14 protein-coding genes are annotated in these 16,602 nt (G+C 39.5%); 9 read left to right on the forward strand and 5 right to left on the reverse strand.

What is annotated here, in order from left to right; all coding sequences use genetic code 11:
* Nucleotides 1-2: 2 nt before the first annotated feature.
* Nucleotides 3-809 carry an alpha/beta fold hydrolase gene (locus ACZ5QH_RS20980; RefSeq protein WP_303576631.1) on the reverse strand — a complete coding sequence of 269 codons (807 nt, stop codon included), beginning with the start codon at nt 807-809 and terminating at the stop codon, nt 3-5.
* A complete protein-coding gene (locus ACZ5QH_RS20985; protein ID WP_096735265.1) occupies nt 806-1,948 on the reverse strand; it encodes an FAD-dependent monooxygenase in 1,143 nt (380 codons plus the stop codon). Before ACZ5QH_RS20985 ends, ACZ5QH_RS20980 begins: the two co-directional genes overlap by 4 nt.
* Before the next feature lie 229 nt (nt 1,949-2,177).
* Here ACZ5QH_RS20985 and ACZ5QH_RS20990 point away from each other — a divergent pair, with 229 nt between their 5' ends.
* Together ACZ5QH_RS20990 and ACZ5QH_RS20995 are read left to right on the forward strand one after the other, a co-directional pair.
* Nucleotides 2,178-3,215 (forward strand): 2,5-dihydroxypyridine 5,6-dioxygenase, encoded by a 1,038-nt coding sequence (locus tag ACZ5QH_RS20990; protein ID WP_303576630.1) that lies wholly within the window; start codon nt 2,178-2,180, stop codon nt 3,213-3,215.
* A 183-nt stretch (nt 3,216-3,398) separates the two neighbouring features.
* Nucleotides 3,399-3,833 carry a MarR family winged helix-turn-helix transcriptional regulator gene (locus ACZ5QH_RS20995; RefSeq protein WP_004725483.1) on the forward strand — a complete coding sequence of 145 codons (435 nt, stop codon included), beginning with the start codon at nt 3,399-3,401 and terminating at the stop codon, nt 3,831-3,833.
* A 56-nt stretch (nt 3,834-3,889) separates the two neighbouring features.
* Here the strand turns inward: ACZ5QH_RS20995 and ACZ5QH_RS21000 are convergent, their stop codons facing one another.
* Nucleotides 3,890-4,768: a hypothetical protein gene (locus tag ACZ5QH_RS21000; protein ID WP_004816712.1), complete on the reverse strand. Its 879-nt coding sequence runs from the start codon at nt 4,766-4,768 to the stop codon at nt 3,890-3,892.
* Nucleotides 4,769-4,790: 22 nt separating this feature from the next.
* Nucleotides 4,791-6,209: a polyphosphate:AMP phosphotransferase gene (gene pap, locus ACZ5QH_RS21005; protein ID WP_004725481.1), complete on the reverse strand. Its 1,419-nt coding sequence runs from the start codon at nt 6,207-6,209 to the stop codon at nt 4,791-4,793.
* A 199-nt stretch (nt 6,210-6,408) separates the two neighbouring features.
* Between pap and ACZ5QH_RS21010 the strand changes: the two genes are divergently transcribed.
* The 7 genes from ACZ5QH_RS21010 to hisIE all read left to right on the forward strand — a co-directional run bounded on the left by ACZ5QH_RS21010 (nt 6,409) and on the right by hisIE (nt 14,291).
* The gene (locus ACZ5QH_RS21010; protein ID WP_303576629.1) at nt 6,409-7,116 is read left to right on the forward strand and encodes an FFLEELY motif protein; all 708 of its coding nucleotides are present in this window, start codon (nt 6,409-6,411) and stop codon (nt 7,114-7,116) included.
* Nucleotides 7,117-7,268: 152 nt separating this feature from the next.
* Nucleotides 7,269-8,213, forward strand: coding sequence for a bifunctional demethylmenaquinone methyltransferase/2-methoxy-6-polyprenyl-1,4-benzoquinol methylase UbiE (gene ubiE, locus ACZ5QH_RS21015; RefSeq protein WP_004725476.1), 945 nt, complete (start codon nt 7,269-7,271; stop codon nt 8,211-8,213).
* 32 nt (nt 8,214-8,245) lie between these two features.
* On the forward strand, nt 8,246-8,917 hold the full coding sequence (locus tag ACZ5QH_RS21020) for a ubiquinone biosynthesis accessory factor UbiJ (RefSeq protein WP_270383274.1): 672 nt from the start codon (nt 8,246-8,248) through the stop codon (nt 8,915-8,917).
* A gap of 3 nt (nt 8,918-8,920) precedes the next feature.
* Complete coding sequence (locus ACZ5QH_RS21025; protein ID WP_034616387.1) at nt 8,921-10,540, forward strand: ABC1 kinase family protein; 1,620 nt, start codon at nt 8,921-8,923, stop codon at nt 10,538-10,540.
* 129 nt (nt 10,541-10,669) lie between these two features.
* Nucleotides 10,670-11,752: a patatin-like phospholipase domain-containing protein gene (locus ACZ5QH_RS21030; RefSeq protein WP_034616390.1), complete on the forward strand. Its 1,083-nt coding sequence runs from the start codon at nt 10,670-10,672 to the stop codon at nt 11,750-11,752.
* A gap of 297 nt (nt 11,753-12,049) precedes the next feature.
* Entirely contained in the window at nt 12,050-13,339 is a 1,290-nt protein-coding gene (locus ACZ5QH_RS21035; protein WP_303576628.1) for an FAD-dependent oxidoreductase, read from the forward strand.
* 166 nt (nt 13,340-13,505) lie between these two features.
* Nucleotides 13,506-14,291: a bifunctional phosphoribosyl-AMP cyclohydrolase/phosphoribosyl-ATP diphosphatase HisIE gene (gene hisIE, locus ACZ5QH_RS21040; RefSeq protein ID WP_034615017.1), complete on the forward strand. Its 786-nt coding sequence runs from the start codon at nt 13,506-13,508 to the stop codon at nt 14,289-14,291.
* Nucleotides 14,292-14,349: 58 nt separating this feature from the next.
* Here hisIE and ACZ5QH_RS21045 read toward each other — a convergent pair whose 3' ends face one another.
* Nucleotides 14,350-16,536, reverse strand: a complete 2,187-nt coding sequence (locus tag ACZ5QH_RS21045; RefSeq protein WP_034615020.1) for a PhoX family protein — start codon at nt 16,534-16,536, stop codon at nt 14,350-14,352.
* Between the last annotated feature and the right edge of the window lie 66 nt (nt 16,537-16,602).

Here is a 16,602-nt window from a genome sequence, read left to right on the forward strand (position 1 = left end):
CCTTAAATAAGCCTCTGTTCTAAAAAATCTGAAAAGCCAGCTAAGAAACCATTTAAGTCATCCCAAGGAATCATATGCCCTGCATTTTCCACACGGCTCACCAAAATCTGTGAATTAAGCAATTGGATTTCTGCAATATCGCCTGCCGAGATCACATCGCCTTTACCAGCCACCATTAATAAAGTTGGTACTTTAATTTTTGAGATATATTGATGAATATCAACATGATGAAAATCATGAAAAGACTTGATAACGGCTGGTAAATAACAACTATGTAGCCACTCTGCGCGCAATTGTCTTTGCGCTAAAGTCCAAGATGGGCAATATTGCTTCATGTCTTCTGCATTCATCCCCTGAATAGATTGCTGTATAGAGTCGACATACCAAGATAATTGGCTCGGGTAAACACGCCGTCCTGGACCTGAGACAGGAGGATCAATCAGCACAATTTTTTTCAAACCCTTGGGCTCAAACGCAGCACAACGAATTGCAAAACGCGCGCCCATCGAGTGCCCAACCAAATAATAAGATGCCAAGTCCAATTTTTTAACAAAATCTAGAATATCTTGCGCACAGGTATCGGTGTCATATTGCAGATGCTCCCCCGAAGAAGACAACCCTCGGCCTCGAATATCCAAAACATAGACATCAAAAAATTGTGCTAATTTTTCCGCTACAAATCCCCAAGTAATGGCAGGACTGGTAATCCCGGGGATCAACACCAAAGCATGCCCTCTCCCACCATAACGAAGATAATGTAAGCGGACTTGATTGATCGCTACATTAGACCCATACAGGAATTGACTCATACGGCCTCCTCCTCATTTAATGCATGTGCATATACATCATATCCATACACCCAAGCTGGATCTTCTTGGCTTTTTAAGAAGGTATTGGCATTGGAAACTTCTTGCACTCGACTGGCACGTTGTTTACGGTTTTGTTCATATAATTTGAACGCCTCCTGATAGTGGTCTAACCCTGTTTGCAGCAAACAGCGCGTGAGCATTGCGGCATCTTCAATCGCCATACCTGCGCCTTGTGCCATATGCGGTTTCATGGGGTGGCAAGCATCACCAAGCAACACCATACGGCCATTGCTCCATATTGGTAATGGATTACGATTGTTTAATGGCCACTTGGTAATATCTTCACTGGCTTCAATCATGGCTAAGATGGTTGGATGAAAATCATTAAATGTTTCAAATAATTCTTGTTTTGAACAAGGCACAAAACTTTGCCCTTGGAAATCCCATGCTGGATGAGGCACACCAGTAACAAAGTAGTACTCATCACGTTCTTTGGTGGTGTAATAGGCCATCATATGGCGATCCTCATACCACCATTTGACACAATCATCTAAGTCAAATTGCTGTTTTAATTTCTCTAATTGTTCTCCTTTAATCATGGCACGGTGCGCAACCCAACCACTGTATAAAGGGGCTTCGGGCCCAAGAATGATTTCTCGAATTTTTGAGTTAATCCCATCAGCACCAATCACAATATCAACATCACTTACTGTGCCATCCTCAAAGCTTAGCGTTACTCCATCTAGCTTTTGAGTAACAGCACTTAAGCGCTTGGCAAAATGTAATTTGTCTTGCTGCAATGCTTCGATTTGTCGGGCATGCATATCACCACGATGGATCGTGATATAGGTTGCCCCATATCCAGTCAAACCAACATTGGACATATAGTCTGCAGTATTTCCATCACGGCTGACCCAATGCGTTGGATGACATCCCATGTCTTCCAAATCTTGCTCTAAACCCATTTCTCGAAAGATTTTCATAATGTTTGGGCCAATATGAATACCAGCACCTAAACGAGAAAATTCTGCTGCTTGTTCATAGACATCAACATCAAAACCCGCTCTCTGTAGTAGCAGCCCCATTGAAGCGCCACCAAGACCTGCACCAATCACTGCAATTTTTTTTGCTTTATTCATTGTTTACTCCATCAAACAAATTTTTCTTTTAATAGATATACCCCACGACAATATTAAAGTCTATACACTTTAAATTCTCAAACAAATCTCAACTCATAAAATAAATTAAGTATTTGTTTATTATTAATAATTAATTTAATTACAATAATGTAATAAATATACAATTTACCTTATCAAAGTGTATACTCTTTAAAAATACAAAAAAAAGCGATGAAAAAGGAGCACCATCATGCCTGTAAATAGCACTGAACTGACCCAAATGTTTGAGCATGTTTTAACCTTATCCAAAATCGATGAAACACAAAGTGTGGCGATTTTAAAAAGTCATTATTCACATCAACAAACCGTTCAAGCCGCACTTGATGCAGCATGTCGGTTAAAAGCCAAAGTATTTATTTTAGAATTACCTTCATTTAATCATCCCCAAGCCATGGGGAATGATATGACTGCTTATTGTGGAGATACTGCGTTAACGGGTAATTTTGCTGCGCAACAAGCACTTGAATCTGTCGACCTCATCATTGACACCATGATGTTGCTGCACTCACCAGAACAAGAACAGATTTTAAAAACAGGAACACGAATTTTACTGGCCGTGGAACCCCCAGAAATTCTCGCTCGTATGCTGCCCACACAAGAAGACAAACATCGGATTCAAACTGCGGAAAAATACTTAAAGAAAGCGAAAAGTATGCATGTGAGCTCAAAGGCAGGCACAGATTTTTATGCTCCGCTTGGGCAATACCCTGCTGTAACTGAATATGGCTTTGCTGACGAAGTTGGGCGCTGGGATCACTGGCCGAGTGGTTTCTTATTCACTTGGCCCAATGAAAATATGGCAGAAGGCATCTTGGTTGTAGATATTGGTGATATTTTATTACCCTTTAAAACCTATGCCCGTGAAAGAGTCACTTTAGAAATCGAAAAGGGGGTAATTACTCAAATTCATGGTGGATTTGAAGCAGAATATCTCCGTGATTATATGAAATATTTTAATGATCCAGAGGTGTATGGAATTTCACACATTGGTTGGGGCTTACAACCTCGAGCACAATGGACAGCGATGGGTTTGCATGATAAAAATGATGGCATGTGTATGGATGCACGTGCTTTTAATGGTAACTTTTTATTTTCAACGGGACCCAACACAGAAGTAGGTGGTAGCCGTAAGACACCATGTCATATGGATATTCCACTTCGTAACTGTACAGTGAAACTCGATGATTTAGTGGTTGTTGATCAAGGCGTTCCTATAGCGCTCAGTTAACGCGAAGAAACTAACTATTAAAATCAAATGTTTAATATATCCAACCAAAGAATAACGACCAAGTAGCATTATGGTCGTTATTTTTATGTAATCCTTTTATACTGGCCCTGTTAAAGTTTAAAAAAAACTTCAATATTTTAAATCTTCGGGTCTAATTTTCCTCACATGATAAAGAAGTCAAACATGAATGATGAATATGTAATTGAAGAGCAAGTGGGATATTTACTTAGACGGACTTACTTTCATCATTTAACGATTTTTCAACAAAGTTTGGATGAAACTCGCCTCACTTCGGTTCAGTTCGCTGTACTTTATGCCATCAATAAATTAAAAGAATGTTCGCAAAAAGAATTGGTTGAGGAAACTGGTATCGACCAAGCAACCATTCGTGGCATTATCCAGCGATTAAAAGACAAGCTTTTTATTTCACAAGATCCTGATCAACATGACAAACGCAAGGTGTTGATTCATATTACACCATCGGGTATTCAAGAGCTTTCACAAGCGATTCCGATTGCTGCAAGTATTAGTGACTTAACCCTCGCTGCATTAAATCCCGCCGAAAAAATTGCTTTAAAATTTTTACTTAAAAAAATTCTGGGGCATCCATTAGATTAGGAGATTTTAAGCAATAGGCTTTCTCCATTAACAAAACATTATTTAAAAATAACCCTTTAAATTACAAATCGGTTTTTGATCCATGCCTCGACTTTTTTACGTTGAATCCCTTTCGTTACAGATAGATATGCAAACTTTTCGAAATTGAATTGTATATTTAAAAATTGCTCTATATGCGTCAAAAACAGGTTTAAATTCAACAAATCCACTGATGGAAATTTCATCTGATCGATATCAATTGTAAATGTACCGCTTTGTTTTAAAATGATCCTTTTTCTCTTTAAAGAAAAATCATTCATTATCTCGACCCTATAAGTATCATTCAATGCTTCAGGCGAATTTAATCTAATTTCTAATATATAACGACGGTTCTTTTCTTCATCAGTAAGTTCTCTTGGTGTCAACCATTCACCATCGGTTGTTAAAATAAATGAAATTGACCAATTGAATAGATCAACTGGATGAATATCTAATCGCTTCAATAATTGATAAGCAGGCAACTCGGGCAAGCGTTGATCATAATACTGTCGAATTTGCTCAACAGAAGGATGAGGCGCCTCCAAGAAATTAAAAATTTCAAAAAGATTTGCTAAATACGCAGGCTGATGACGAATATTTTCTAAAATAAAATCATCAAAATATTGAATGACTTCAGGATTTTTAGAGAAACTCAATACAGCCCAGACGGCTCTTAAACTTCCGATATCATGATTGCTTAAATCATAAAGTTCATTGCTCAGTTGATATTTAGCTAAACAATTGAGTAAAAACTTATCTACTTCACTGGTAGAAAGTAGGTGTAATTTATGAACATTTTTACCATCAGGTAAATATGAATCATTGTCTAGTTTTCGAATCAACTGCTGAACTAACTTTTCACTCGGCTGAGTTAAGTGCTGTTTATGATCGAGCAAAATCTTGTGTAATGTTCTCATAGGAACCAACGCCTGATCATGTCTAATCCGCTTTTAACTGCTTTAAAATCGTTTTAAGGATTTGAATACGTGCCGTGTACTTATCATTGGTCGCAACCACATGCCACGGTGCATACTCAGTATCGGTTCGTTCAAACATATCCGCAGCCGCATTTAAATAATCGTCCCAATGTCCACGATTTCGCCAGTCATCAGGGGTAATTTTAAAGCGTTTATGCGGTGTTTGTTCACGTGCTTTAAAACGTGCTTCTTGTTCATCTTTGCTAATTGCCAACCAGAATTTAACTAACACGGTTTGATTATCCGTTAAATCTTTTTCAAAGCGATTAATTTCATCATAGGCACGTTGCCATTCCGCAGGCTTGGCAAAGCCTTCAATACGTTCAACCAATACTCGACCATACCAAGTACGATCAAAAATGCTGATCTTTTCCTCAGGTTGAATCTTGGTCCAAAAACGCCATAAATAGGGTCGGCGCAATTCATACTGTTCTGGTGCAGCAATGGTATAAATCTCGTATTCACGCGGATCAAGATTTTTTACAATCCGCTTGATTGCCCCACCCTTACCTGCTGCATCCATGCCTTCAAAGGTAATGATGACATTGCGTGAATCATTGCGTAGCGCTTCCGATACTTTTTTGGTTAATTTCTTTAATTCAGCTTTATATTGATCTTTATCCAGTTCTTCTGTAGCAGGTTGCAATAACGACTCAGGTACAGTCGCCTGTTTCCACTTGGTTCTCACTGCTGTTTTATGTCGAGGCAACTGCTTTAATGCTTGCAAAATATACTGAGCAAATTGTTGATCTCGTGCAACACAATCTTCGCAATCAATCACATACCAATCATCGGTAAACCGTTGACGTAATTTTTGCACAATGTCGTATTGTTTTTTATTCCGCCAATCCAAACCCATTAACTTATGCCAACGCTGTTCAGACGCATCCATTGAATCTAAACGCTTTTGTAAGCTTTTCCACGGTAGATCAAACCAGATTTTAATCACATCAACATGATTATTTTTTAGGTCTTGTTCATAAGCACGCATATTTTCAATATAGGTATCGAACAAGGTTTCATCTAAAGGTTTAGAAACATGCATCGCTGTTGACAATAAGTCACTGTACCAATTGCCAAAAAACAGCTGAATTTGCCCTTCTGATGGAATGTGCCGTGCATAAGGCTGCCAAAAACTTTGTTTACTGCTAAATAAGCTGGCTGGATCTGCTTTAACCCGTAAGTAACGAGGATCAACCCATTCACGTAATTGTTTAACCGCTTCCCCTTTCCCCGCAAGCTCGATACCACTGACTAAAATGACCAAGCTTTTGGCATTATTTTTATCTTTAGAATTCTTTAAGGCATATTGTGCCTCAATCAGATCAACGGATAACTCTTCTTCATCACGCAACGCAAACGCTAATTGTTCTTCAATCATCTGCTTCTCTATGGTCTGAAACTTCAATTGAGTATACCCATTCCCTAAAACAGAGTTATATTATTTTCTGTATAAAATCTTTGATATTGGCTATTTAAAAATCCACTGACCATATTTCTCTATTGTTTTTTAACTTTTGTCATAGTGATACGCAGCAACTGCCTTTATGCTGTTGCTAAACGAAATCTAGAGTTTTTATATGTCAAAACTTGCTGCACTTGATCAGCTTTTAGAACAATATCAACAATTGAGTTATCACACTGACCCAATTCTAGAAAAACGCCTGCATGAAGCGCAGGACTGGTTAAAAATGCGTATTGAAAACACTCATCATGCGCTGTTTAATAAAAAAGAAAATCAATTGATGGCAAAATATTTTATCAACCGCTTATATGGTGGGCCTGAATTTGATGATTTGGCGATACAAATTGAACGTTTATTAAAATATGCCCACAAAGCAGAAAAAATTCTCCCTGAAAATGCCATTAAGACCGGTTTAAAATCTGTTGGATTGGCGGTACTTGCCATGCAACTTGATGAGCAAGTCGCGGCACAATTACTTAAGGATTACCCTGTTGACCAAGTGATTGATGATGAAATGATGCGACTGACCTTACTGAAATTAGATCAAGCAGAAGCCCGTCAACAACAGCTGGGTTTATTGGATGATTTGGGTGGTGCACTAGACAAATACATGCGCTCATTTATTATGCATACTGCATTTAAAATGTGTAAAGGCACTGCAATCAAATATAAATTTGAATTGATGTATGACTTTATTGGCGAAGGTTTTATTGCGATGAAACCGATGAAATCCGCAGCTGATTTTATCCATGCATTTACCCTAAAAGAACGTGATATTGTCGAAAAAGTGCATGCTGGAGATCCCAATCCATTTCAGGATTAATTTAATTTTTGGCTGTATCAAACCGATCTCTAAGATCGGTTTTTGTATATTATTCATAACAATTTCATGATGAGGACTGCAAAATTATGCAGAATCTGTCATTATGCAGAGCAATATAAAATTTCCCATTTTTGTGTTCAGGAGTGACTCAAATGTCGAATGAAAACCAAAAGCCTACAGCCCCTGCTGAAACGGCAACGAATACAGACAAAGTGAGTCCATTTCTAACAGAACCATTACCGCAGGGTACTCCACAAGGTCAACAACAGTCCTTGCAGCAACAACTGGTAGATACGCCAGTTTCTGGGACTGTGCCAAAATACAACCTCCCCCGTGGTGCCAATACAGGTAATGTTGGCGCAACTACGCATTTCGGCTACAAAACTGTTAATAGTGAAGAAAAAGCGCAAAAAGTCGCTGAAGTCTTCCATTCTGTCGCAAGTAAATACGACATTATGAATGATTTAATGTCATTCGGTATTCACCGCCTCTGGAAGCGATTTGCGATCAATATGTCAGGTGTACGTCGTGGTCAGCACGTGCTTGATATTGCAGGCGGTACAGGTGACTTAGCCAAAGTTTTCAGCCGTGAAGTTGGCCCGACAGGTCATGTGGTTTTATCCGATATTAACGAATCCATGTTGAATGTTGGTCGTGATCGTTTAATTGATGCTGGCTGTACCAATGTTGATTTTGTATTGGCCAATGCTGAAACCTTAGAGCCATTTGCAGACAATAGTTTTGACTTGCTCACTATTAGTTTTGGTCTACGTAATGTGACTGATAAAGATGCTGCACTCCAAGCGATGTATCGTGTATTAAAGCCAGGTGGTCGTTTACTGATCCTTGAGTTCTCAAAACCAGTATTTGAACCATTTTCAAAGCTATATGACTTCTATTCTTTCACGGCTTTACCATTTATGGGCAAAGTTGTTGCCAATGATGCAGAAAGTTATAAGTATTTGGCCGAATCTATTCGTATGCATCCAGACCAACGTACCTTAAAAGGTATGATGGAAAATGCTGGTTTCCAAAACTGTGATTACCACAATTTAACCGGTGGTATTGTGGCGGTACACCGTGGCTTTAAACTGTAATTTCCCCAAGATATAACAAGCAAGGTTGAATTATGTGGTCAATTCTGGCACTCGGTGCAGTTGAACGATTAATCAATCAGTTTATTAATTTGGATGCAATTACCCGCATCCAATTTAATCAGTTACAAGGCAAACTGTTACGTGTCGTGATGGATACGCCTCAGCTTTCTGTCGATGTTTACTTTGATCAAAATAAAATCCGTCTTGAACCGACTGTGACTGGTAAAAGCGAAACACCTTCAATTTTTGAACAACGTCCTTTTGACAAAAATGTTGCGATTGCAGAAGCCACAGCAACATTACATGTAAAGAATGTTGTTGAATTGGCTAAATTATTTGTTGCGAATGATATTGGCAATATTCCCCTACAAGGTGATTATCACCTGTTACAGGATATTCAAAATATTATCCAACAGCTTGAGCCTGATTTAGCAGCCCAGCTTAGCCCGTGGATTGGTCCTGCACTCGCGCATGAAATTGGCAAAATCCAACTGGCGCCAAAGCATCTCAAACGCTCACTGCAAAGTCATTTATTTTTTGTAGAAGACTTTTTAAAAGAAGATACGGGTGTATTGGCTCCGCGTTGGCAAATGGATGATCTGCAACAAGATACCCGTCAACTGAACCAAAATATTGACCGACTTGAAGCAAAAATTCAGCAACTTCAATCTCACTTTACTCAAAATCAAGATCAGGTAATTTAATATATGATTCCGCATATTGCCCGTTTATTCGAACTTTGGCGCATCGCCGCGCACTATAGACTCGACACACTGGTCCCTGCGGAAGAATTACCTGAAAAAGCTCGGCATGCTTTAGCTTTAATTCGCTTACACCCTGCGGCATGGTCAAGCAAAGAACGTAAAAACCCACTCAAGCTTAAAGAAGCATTAGAAGAAATGGGGCCTTTAGCAATTAAGCTGGGGCAATTACTTTCCACGCGTCGTGATTTAATTCCACCTGAAATTTTACAGCAATTGGTTTTATTACAAGATCGGGTTAAACCCTTCGAGGTCAATATTGCAAAAGCGCGTATTGAACAATCGCTGAAAGCCAATATTTCTACAATTTTTGCCCGTTTTGATGAACAACCTTTGGCTGCTGCATCTATTGCACAAGTCCATACTGCTGCGCTCCATGATGGTCGTGAAGTGGTGGTGAAAGTCACTCGTCCAGATATTCGCAGTCAGATTCTACAGGATTTTGAAATTCTGCAATGGCTAGGAGCAAGCTTAGAAAAACGGCTTGAAGCAGCTCGTGCAGTGCATTTGTCTGAAATCATCCAGAATTATCGTCAAGTGATCTTAAATGAACTGGATCTTACACTAGAAGCAGACAATACCCGTCGTATGCGTCATTACTTCACGGGTTCAAGCATGATGTATGTGCCTGAAGTCTATATGGACAGCAAAGATGTTATGGTTGCTGAGCGGATCACAGGCGTTCCCATTTCAGATATTGAAACCTTTGAAAAGCTCGGAATGGATCGTAAAGATCTTGCTGAAAAGGGTTTAACGATTTTCTTTACGCAAGTATTTCGTGACAATTTCTTCCATGCCGACATGCATCCCGGCAACGTATTTGTTGAAACATTAAATCCAAGCCACCCTCGTTATATTGCCCTTGACTGTGCAATTATGGGTGAGCTATCTAAACAAGATCAGATGACCGTTGCACGTATGTTACTTGCGGTCATGAACAGCGACTTCTTACAACTGATTCAAATTGTGCATCAGGCGGGCTGGATTCCACCGGGTACCGATCAAGATGCGCTATCCCGTGAAATGCGTCGCACTGTTGGACCAATGGTGTCCAAACCGATGCATGAATTGGACTTTGCAGGTATCTTGATTCAAGTCATGGACATTGCGCGTCGTTTCCATTTAGAAATTCCACCACAATTGATGTTATTACTCAAAACACTAGTACATGTGGAAGGTTTAGGTACCGATTTATATCCTGAACTCGACATTTGGAAACTGGCAAAACCGATTCTCACCGAATGGGTAAAAGCACAAATGAATCCTCAGAAAAACTTAAAAGAGTTAGGACAGAAAATTCCTGACTTACTTTTAGGCGCACAGGATTTCCCAACCTTGATGGTTGACAGCTTAAATGGTTTAAAAAATCAATCTGCATGGCATGCAAAACAACTGCATGAGTTGCAAATGATGCGTTTAGAAGTGGAACAGCAACAAAAACGTAGCTGGATTTTCGGCAGCATCATGGCGATTTTGCTCTCTATTGCAATCATTGCACCGTGGTATATTTCAATTGTTTTGATTGTCTTGGCCACTGTTTTAGCAGTTTGGCGGATTGCCAAATAAAGTGATTCAGCCTATTCAATGAATAGGCTTTTTTGTCTATGACTGCTAAGTCACCGAGTGACAGCTCTCGCCATTGTTCAATCTATCACGCACTCTAAAATAAAAATATTCGTTTGAGTGAGTGAAATCATGACCCAAATTCTACAAAAACGCCCTGCAGCAATCACCTTACGTGCAGGCTCACTCGCCAAACAACACATACAACAAGAAGGCTTATCTGCACATCAAGTCGATATGATTCCCGGCGCAGCTGGCGGCCCCAAAGGCATTGGTTTAATGGGCTTGGATCAGGCGATTTTCGGTGATTTTCTACAGCGTGCCAAACAACGACGTTTTTTAATTGGTTCATCTGTTGGTGCATGGCGCTTTGCTGGAATTTTAGCGCAAGGTGAACAACTCGGTCCTGAGCGTTTGGCAGAGTTATATATCAACTTGCCCTTTCATAAAAAGATGACCATTGCAGAGATTGAAAAAATATCTCGCGAGATGCTGTACAGCATTTTAGACCAACACAGCCAAAAATTGGTCGAACATCCCGAATATCACCTTACGATTATCGCAGCCAAAGCAGAACATTTATTTCAAAGTGATCAAAAGCTTGCACTGTATAGCTCCTTACTCGGTATTATCGGCAGTAATGCAATTTCAAGAAACCATCTGAATAAATTTATGCAGCGAGTCATTTGTCAACCTGCTCAGTTCCCACAATTTAAAATTCAGGATGATGCTTTTAAAACCCATTATTTAAATTTTAATCAGCACAATGTTGCGGATTGGTTGATGGCCTCAGGTTCGATTCCGGCAGTTACACCTGCGGTAAAAAATATTGCCGATGCGCCACAAGGCGCGTATCGAGATGGTGGTTTGATCGACTATCACATCGATTTGCCTTTTGAGAGTAAAGGGATTGTTTTATATCCACATTTTGCCGACAGTATCATCCCAGGCTGGTTTGACAAAATGTTTAAATCTCGCACAGCCAATCCTGCAAACCAAGCACGGACTTTACTGATCTCGCCTTCTCAAGACTATTTAAAATCTTTGCCTTTAGGACGGTTACCAGATCGCAAAGATTTTGTGATGAAAGGTCTGGATGATCAGAAGCGAAAACAATTATGGAAGCAGTCTGTGGCAGAAAGTCAGCGACTAGGTGATGAATTTTTAGAAATGCTGGAGAAACAAAATTTTGCTGAAGTGATGCTAGATTTATAATTATTCTCCCCCATTGACTACCTCATCTAACGGTGAATAAATATGATTTTCAACAACTTAAATACATCACAACAGTATTCTCGATGACTTGAGATATCAGCCTGAGAAATGAGCCAGTCATGGCTCAAGCTTTAAATCATGTATTTTTGTACTGAATTTAATCCGTGTCTGGCCTGGTCTATAGGCGTTGATTCTTGGCTAAGATCAATCAGGGAATAAAGAGCTTGATTCAAATTAGTGCTTGTTAATTCCCTGCTTTTTGTTAAATTTAAATCATTCAAAGCACTTACTCTAATAATGAATCAAACTAAAACGCCAAAATTTGCCATCGTCGGTGCAGGAACAGCAGGGCTTGCTGCAGCAATTTTACTCGCACAACAAAATATTCAGGTTACTATTTTTGAGAAAGTATCTAAGCTTGAACCTGTCGGTGCTGGCTTATTGCTTCAACCGTCTGGACTTGCAGTTTTTGAGCACTTAGGTGTGCTTGATGATGCGGTTAAACTTGGTGCAATGGTCACAGGCTTAGAGGGACAACTCGCCAATGGCTTTAAACTGGTAGATAGTCATTATGCCCAAGCCCATCCCGATTTTTATGGTTTAGGTATCCATCGAGCAAGCTTATGTCATGTTTTGCAAAATAAATGCCATGAATTTCCTGAGCTGATCACTTGGCACATGAATGCCGATATTGAAAAACTTAAAGAATCAGCAGATGAAATCCGAGTTTTCGGTCAGGTCAATGGTGAGTCTTTTGAGGAAGTCTTTGATAGCGTTATTGTTGCCAATGGTGCGCGAAGCCAGTTAAGACCGATCGAATGGGTTAAAATCGATCAAGCTTACCCTTGGGGCGCGAAATGGACCATTGTGCCTGAATGTTTGCAGCTTGATACTCAAATTTTGCATCAATTTTATGATCGCTCTAAGATCATGATGGGAATCTTACCTACAGGCGCAATTCCCACTCAGCCCAAGCAACGACTTTCCAGTATCTTCTGGAGTCTTCCAACCGATCAGCTTGGAAATTTTTTGCCTCATCAACAAGCCCGTGCTGAGTGGTTAAAAGTGCTATCCAAACGCTGGAAGCCCGCAGCTGAATGGTTAGAACAAGTAATCGCCAATCCTGAAGAAAAACAACAATGGCTTTCTGCCCATTATCGTGATGTAGTGCTGTCTAAATTTGGTCAAGGACGTATCGGTATCATTGGAGACGCTGCCCATGCCATGAGCCCACAACTTGGACAAGGTGCAAATATGGCGCTTTTAGATGCATGGGCTTTGGGACAAGCAGTTCAAGTTGCCCGAGACAATCAAACAATCGATTATGCAAAGCTATGGCAGTGCTATCACCAACATCGTAAAAGCTCATCTGCATTCTATCAATTTTTAAGCCGTTTACTCACGCCCCTATACCAGTCTGATCTTTGGTGGGCAGGTGGTTTACGGGATCTAAGCTTCTCTTGGATGTACCGTATCCCTTATTTCCGTAAAGAAATTGCAATCACTGTGTCGGGATTAAAATCAGGTATGTTTACCCAAATGAAGTATGAAGATATTGCTCGATCATCCTTGGTAAGAGAAAAATAATGTGCACTCAAGTTACCCATTCTGTAATTTTAAAGTGTGGACAAGCGTTTTAATCTCGACTCAATCCATAATCAATATTTTCCTAAAATGCTGGAAATAACGTACACTATACAACCGCTACCATGTCAACGTAGCGCTCTTTCTTTTTATAACTTGGTGAAATCCTATGAACAATCTGCAATGGCTCGATGAAGTAAAATTTAACGAACAAGGACTTATTCCTGCTATTGCACAGCATCATCAAACTGGACGTATTTTGATGGTGGCATGGATGAACCGTGAAGCATTACAACTGACTGCTGAAAAAATGCAGGGCGTTTATTTTTCTCGTTCACGAAATAAATTATGGTTTAAAGGCGAAGAGTCTGGCCATTTTCAAACCGTTTATGAAATCCGTTTAGACTGTGATGCAGATGTCATCGTCTTACAAATTGAACAGCATGGTGGAATCGCCTGCCATACAGGTCGAGAGTCTTGCTTCTATCGCAAGCTCACTGCAACGGGTTGGGAAATTGTCGATGCACAATTAAAAGATCCAAATGCAATATACGGTGAAAAACCTTCATCGAATTCGCATACTATTGCCATGAATAGCTCCAATGCGCAGGCTGAACAAGTCGAAGTCTTGGGTTATTTAGGCAAAATGATGGCTGAACGTAAAGCAGCTGATCCAGATTCTTCTTATGTGGCAAAGCTTTACCATAAAGGTTTAAATAAAATCTTAGAGAAAATTGGTGAAGAAAGTATTGAAACCATCATTGCTGCTAAAGATTTTAAATCTGAAGCGTGTGAAGATCATAAAAATGATCTGATTTATGAAGTTGCAGATCTATGGTTCCATACCATTGTGATGCTTGGTTATTTTGAGTTGGACGTGCAATTGGTACTCAACGAGCTTGCACGCCGTCAAGGGCTTTCTGGCTTAGTTGAAAAAGCCAATCGAGATCATTAATTTGGCATTTATAAAAAAAGCAGCGGAATATCGCTGCTTTTTTTATTCAAAATCGAAATTAAGAAGATTTTTTCTCAACCGAAGGTGCAATTGGGTCTGCCGTAATATAACCAACAGCCGCTGCGAACTTGTTGTTATAGTTGGTGTTAATCGCTGCATCAAGTTGAGCAAGCATGTCTTTACTTAAACCGTTACGTGAACCATCTTCATTATCTTTATAGAAGCGATACCATTCATCACCTGGATGCTGGAAGTTGCTCATGATATATGTCCAACCATTTACTTCATCAACAGCATGTAAACCTGTTGATTCCGCGCCTGCTGGTGCAGATAAAACACGATCCAATTTCTTCGTATCTACATTATAAGCCCACAAGTAATTATTCAAATGATTACCTGAGTCTTCACCAATAAATAACACGCGTAACTTTTCAGAGAACTTCAAGTTATCAGGACTAGCAATTTGTGATGGATCTGCAGTATTCCCGAAACTATCAAAACTGATGTCTTTTCCTTTAAGCAATACGCTTGATTCACTTGGAACCCATTCACTATTAATTGCTACATTTGTGCTGTCGATTTGTCCGCCAGACAATTTATGCTCTAAAATACCACCAGCGGTAATTTTAGGAAACTTCACATTGTGCTCAGCAAGATAACCACTACCGCCTTCAACCATTGAGTCAACAATGTTTGCTAAAGCAGAGTAAGCTTTTTTATCTGTGGTATTTACTGTTGTTCCTTCATTTTTCGTCAATGCCATCGATGCACCAACAAAAGCAGCATAGCGATGTGTTTCAAGGAATGCTGCTGCAAGTTTAGTTTTATCAGAGTTATCTTTCAATTTCAGATAAACACCTGTTTTACTTAAATAAGTAAATTTAAAACCTTGAGCTTCCAATTCTGCTTTTTGGTTGGTCTGTTGCGTTTTCAAACGAGCTTTTGCTGCATCTGCCAATAATTTTTGGTCAGCAGTTGGTTTTGAAGCATCAATCGCTTGTTTTTCATCAGCCGTAGCATCTGTTGGATATTTTGCAATCTGTAATTTTGAATCAAAAATATCAGTGGATTTAATACCACTTTTAATCAAGTTTTCAATCTCTGCACTGGTTGCGTGACCGAGTTTAATCCAAGAAATTTTACCCGATGTTGTATCGGTTAATTGCGTTGTGTATTTTGCAACATACAGTGTTCCCGCAGATAAATCTTTTTCCTTATCTGCAACAAACATAAACAAACCACCATTGGTATAGTCATCACCCATAAGTACTGTACGATTATCCGCAAATACTTGTACCAACTCATGTGAAATACGACCTAGGCAGTAATGCTTTTTCACTAAACCTGTACCATCAGCTTTTACTGTAATTTCAGGCAAATGCCCATAGTTATATGGATTTGCAGAGGTCTCATCACCATATATATTTTTACTGAATGCTTTAAGTGTCGCTGCTGATTGACCTAATCCCTGATTAAATGCATCTGGCTCGTATTCTTCACTTGAAAGATGTGTTCCCCAAGGTGATAAACTCGCACCACACGTAATCCATAGACCATGTGCACTAGACGTATCTACATTGTGGTATTTAATTAAAGTTAAATGACCTGTTTTAGGATCTTGATCTAGAGTAAGGACTGCAATTGGTGATGACAACTTACCGTAAGTATCTCCGCCTGCTTGATCTTTAGTAAGGTATTCAAATTGAACCACATGGAATACTGGATTTCCTGTTACACCCAAAGCTTTTTTATCGGCATCGGTAAAGTCTTTGCCAGTTGCTTGTTTAAAACTGATTAGAGAACTACCATCTGGACAGTCAGAGAAAAATTGGCGCTCTTTGCCTGCTACAGATCTATCGATAATGGGTTGGTTTTTAATATCATAATAACCACCTGCTATAACTTTACCACCTTTACCATCTGGAACTTCAGTACCTGTTAAGAAGAATGGCTTATATCCCAGTTGATAAGTAGTTGAGCTACCATCATCCCAATTAATCGAAAGTTTTGAAGTACATGTTGTAGTAGCCATTGCTGCAACAACTGTCGGTGCATCCATTGGTATAAATGTTGCAGATTTTAATTTAGCTGGATTGATCGGTGGTTTAACTGCAGTATTTTTATCATCATCATTACAACCTGCAAGTGTGGCTGAAGTTGCCATTGCCCCAAGTGGAAGAAATGGAATGCTGGCTAACCAAGTAAGCACTTCACGGCGTGTATGTCGGCTGGCTGAATTTGTCATAACTTTATCCGAATATGTTTTAGAATTTTCCCGTGCTCAGTTTAGAAAGCAGTTATGACAATCTAG

The organism is Acinetobacter sp. Ac8, from assembly GCF_055392545.1.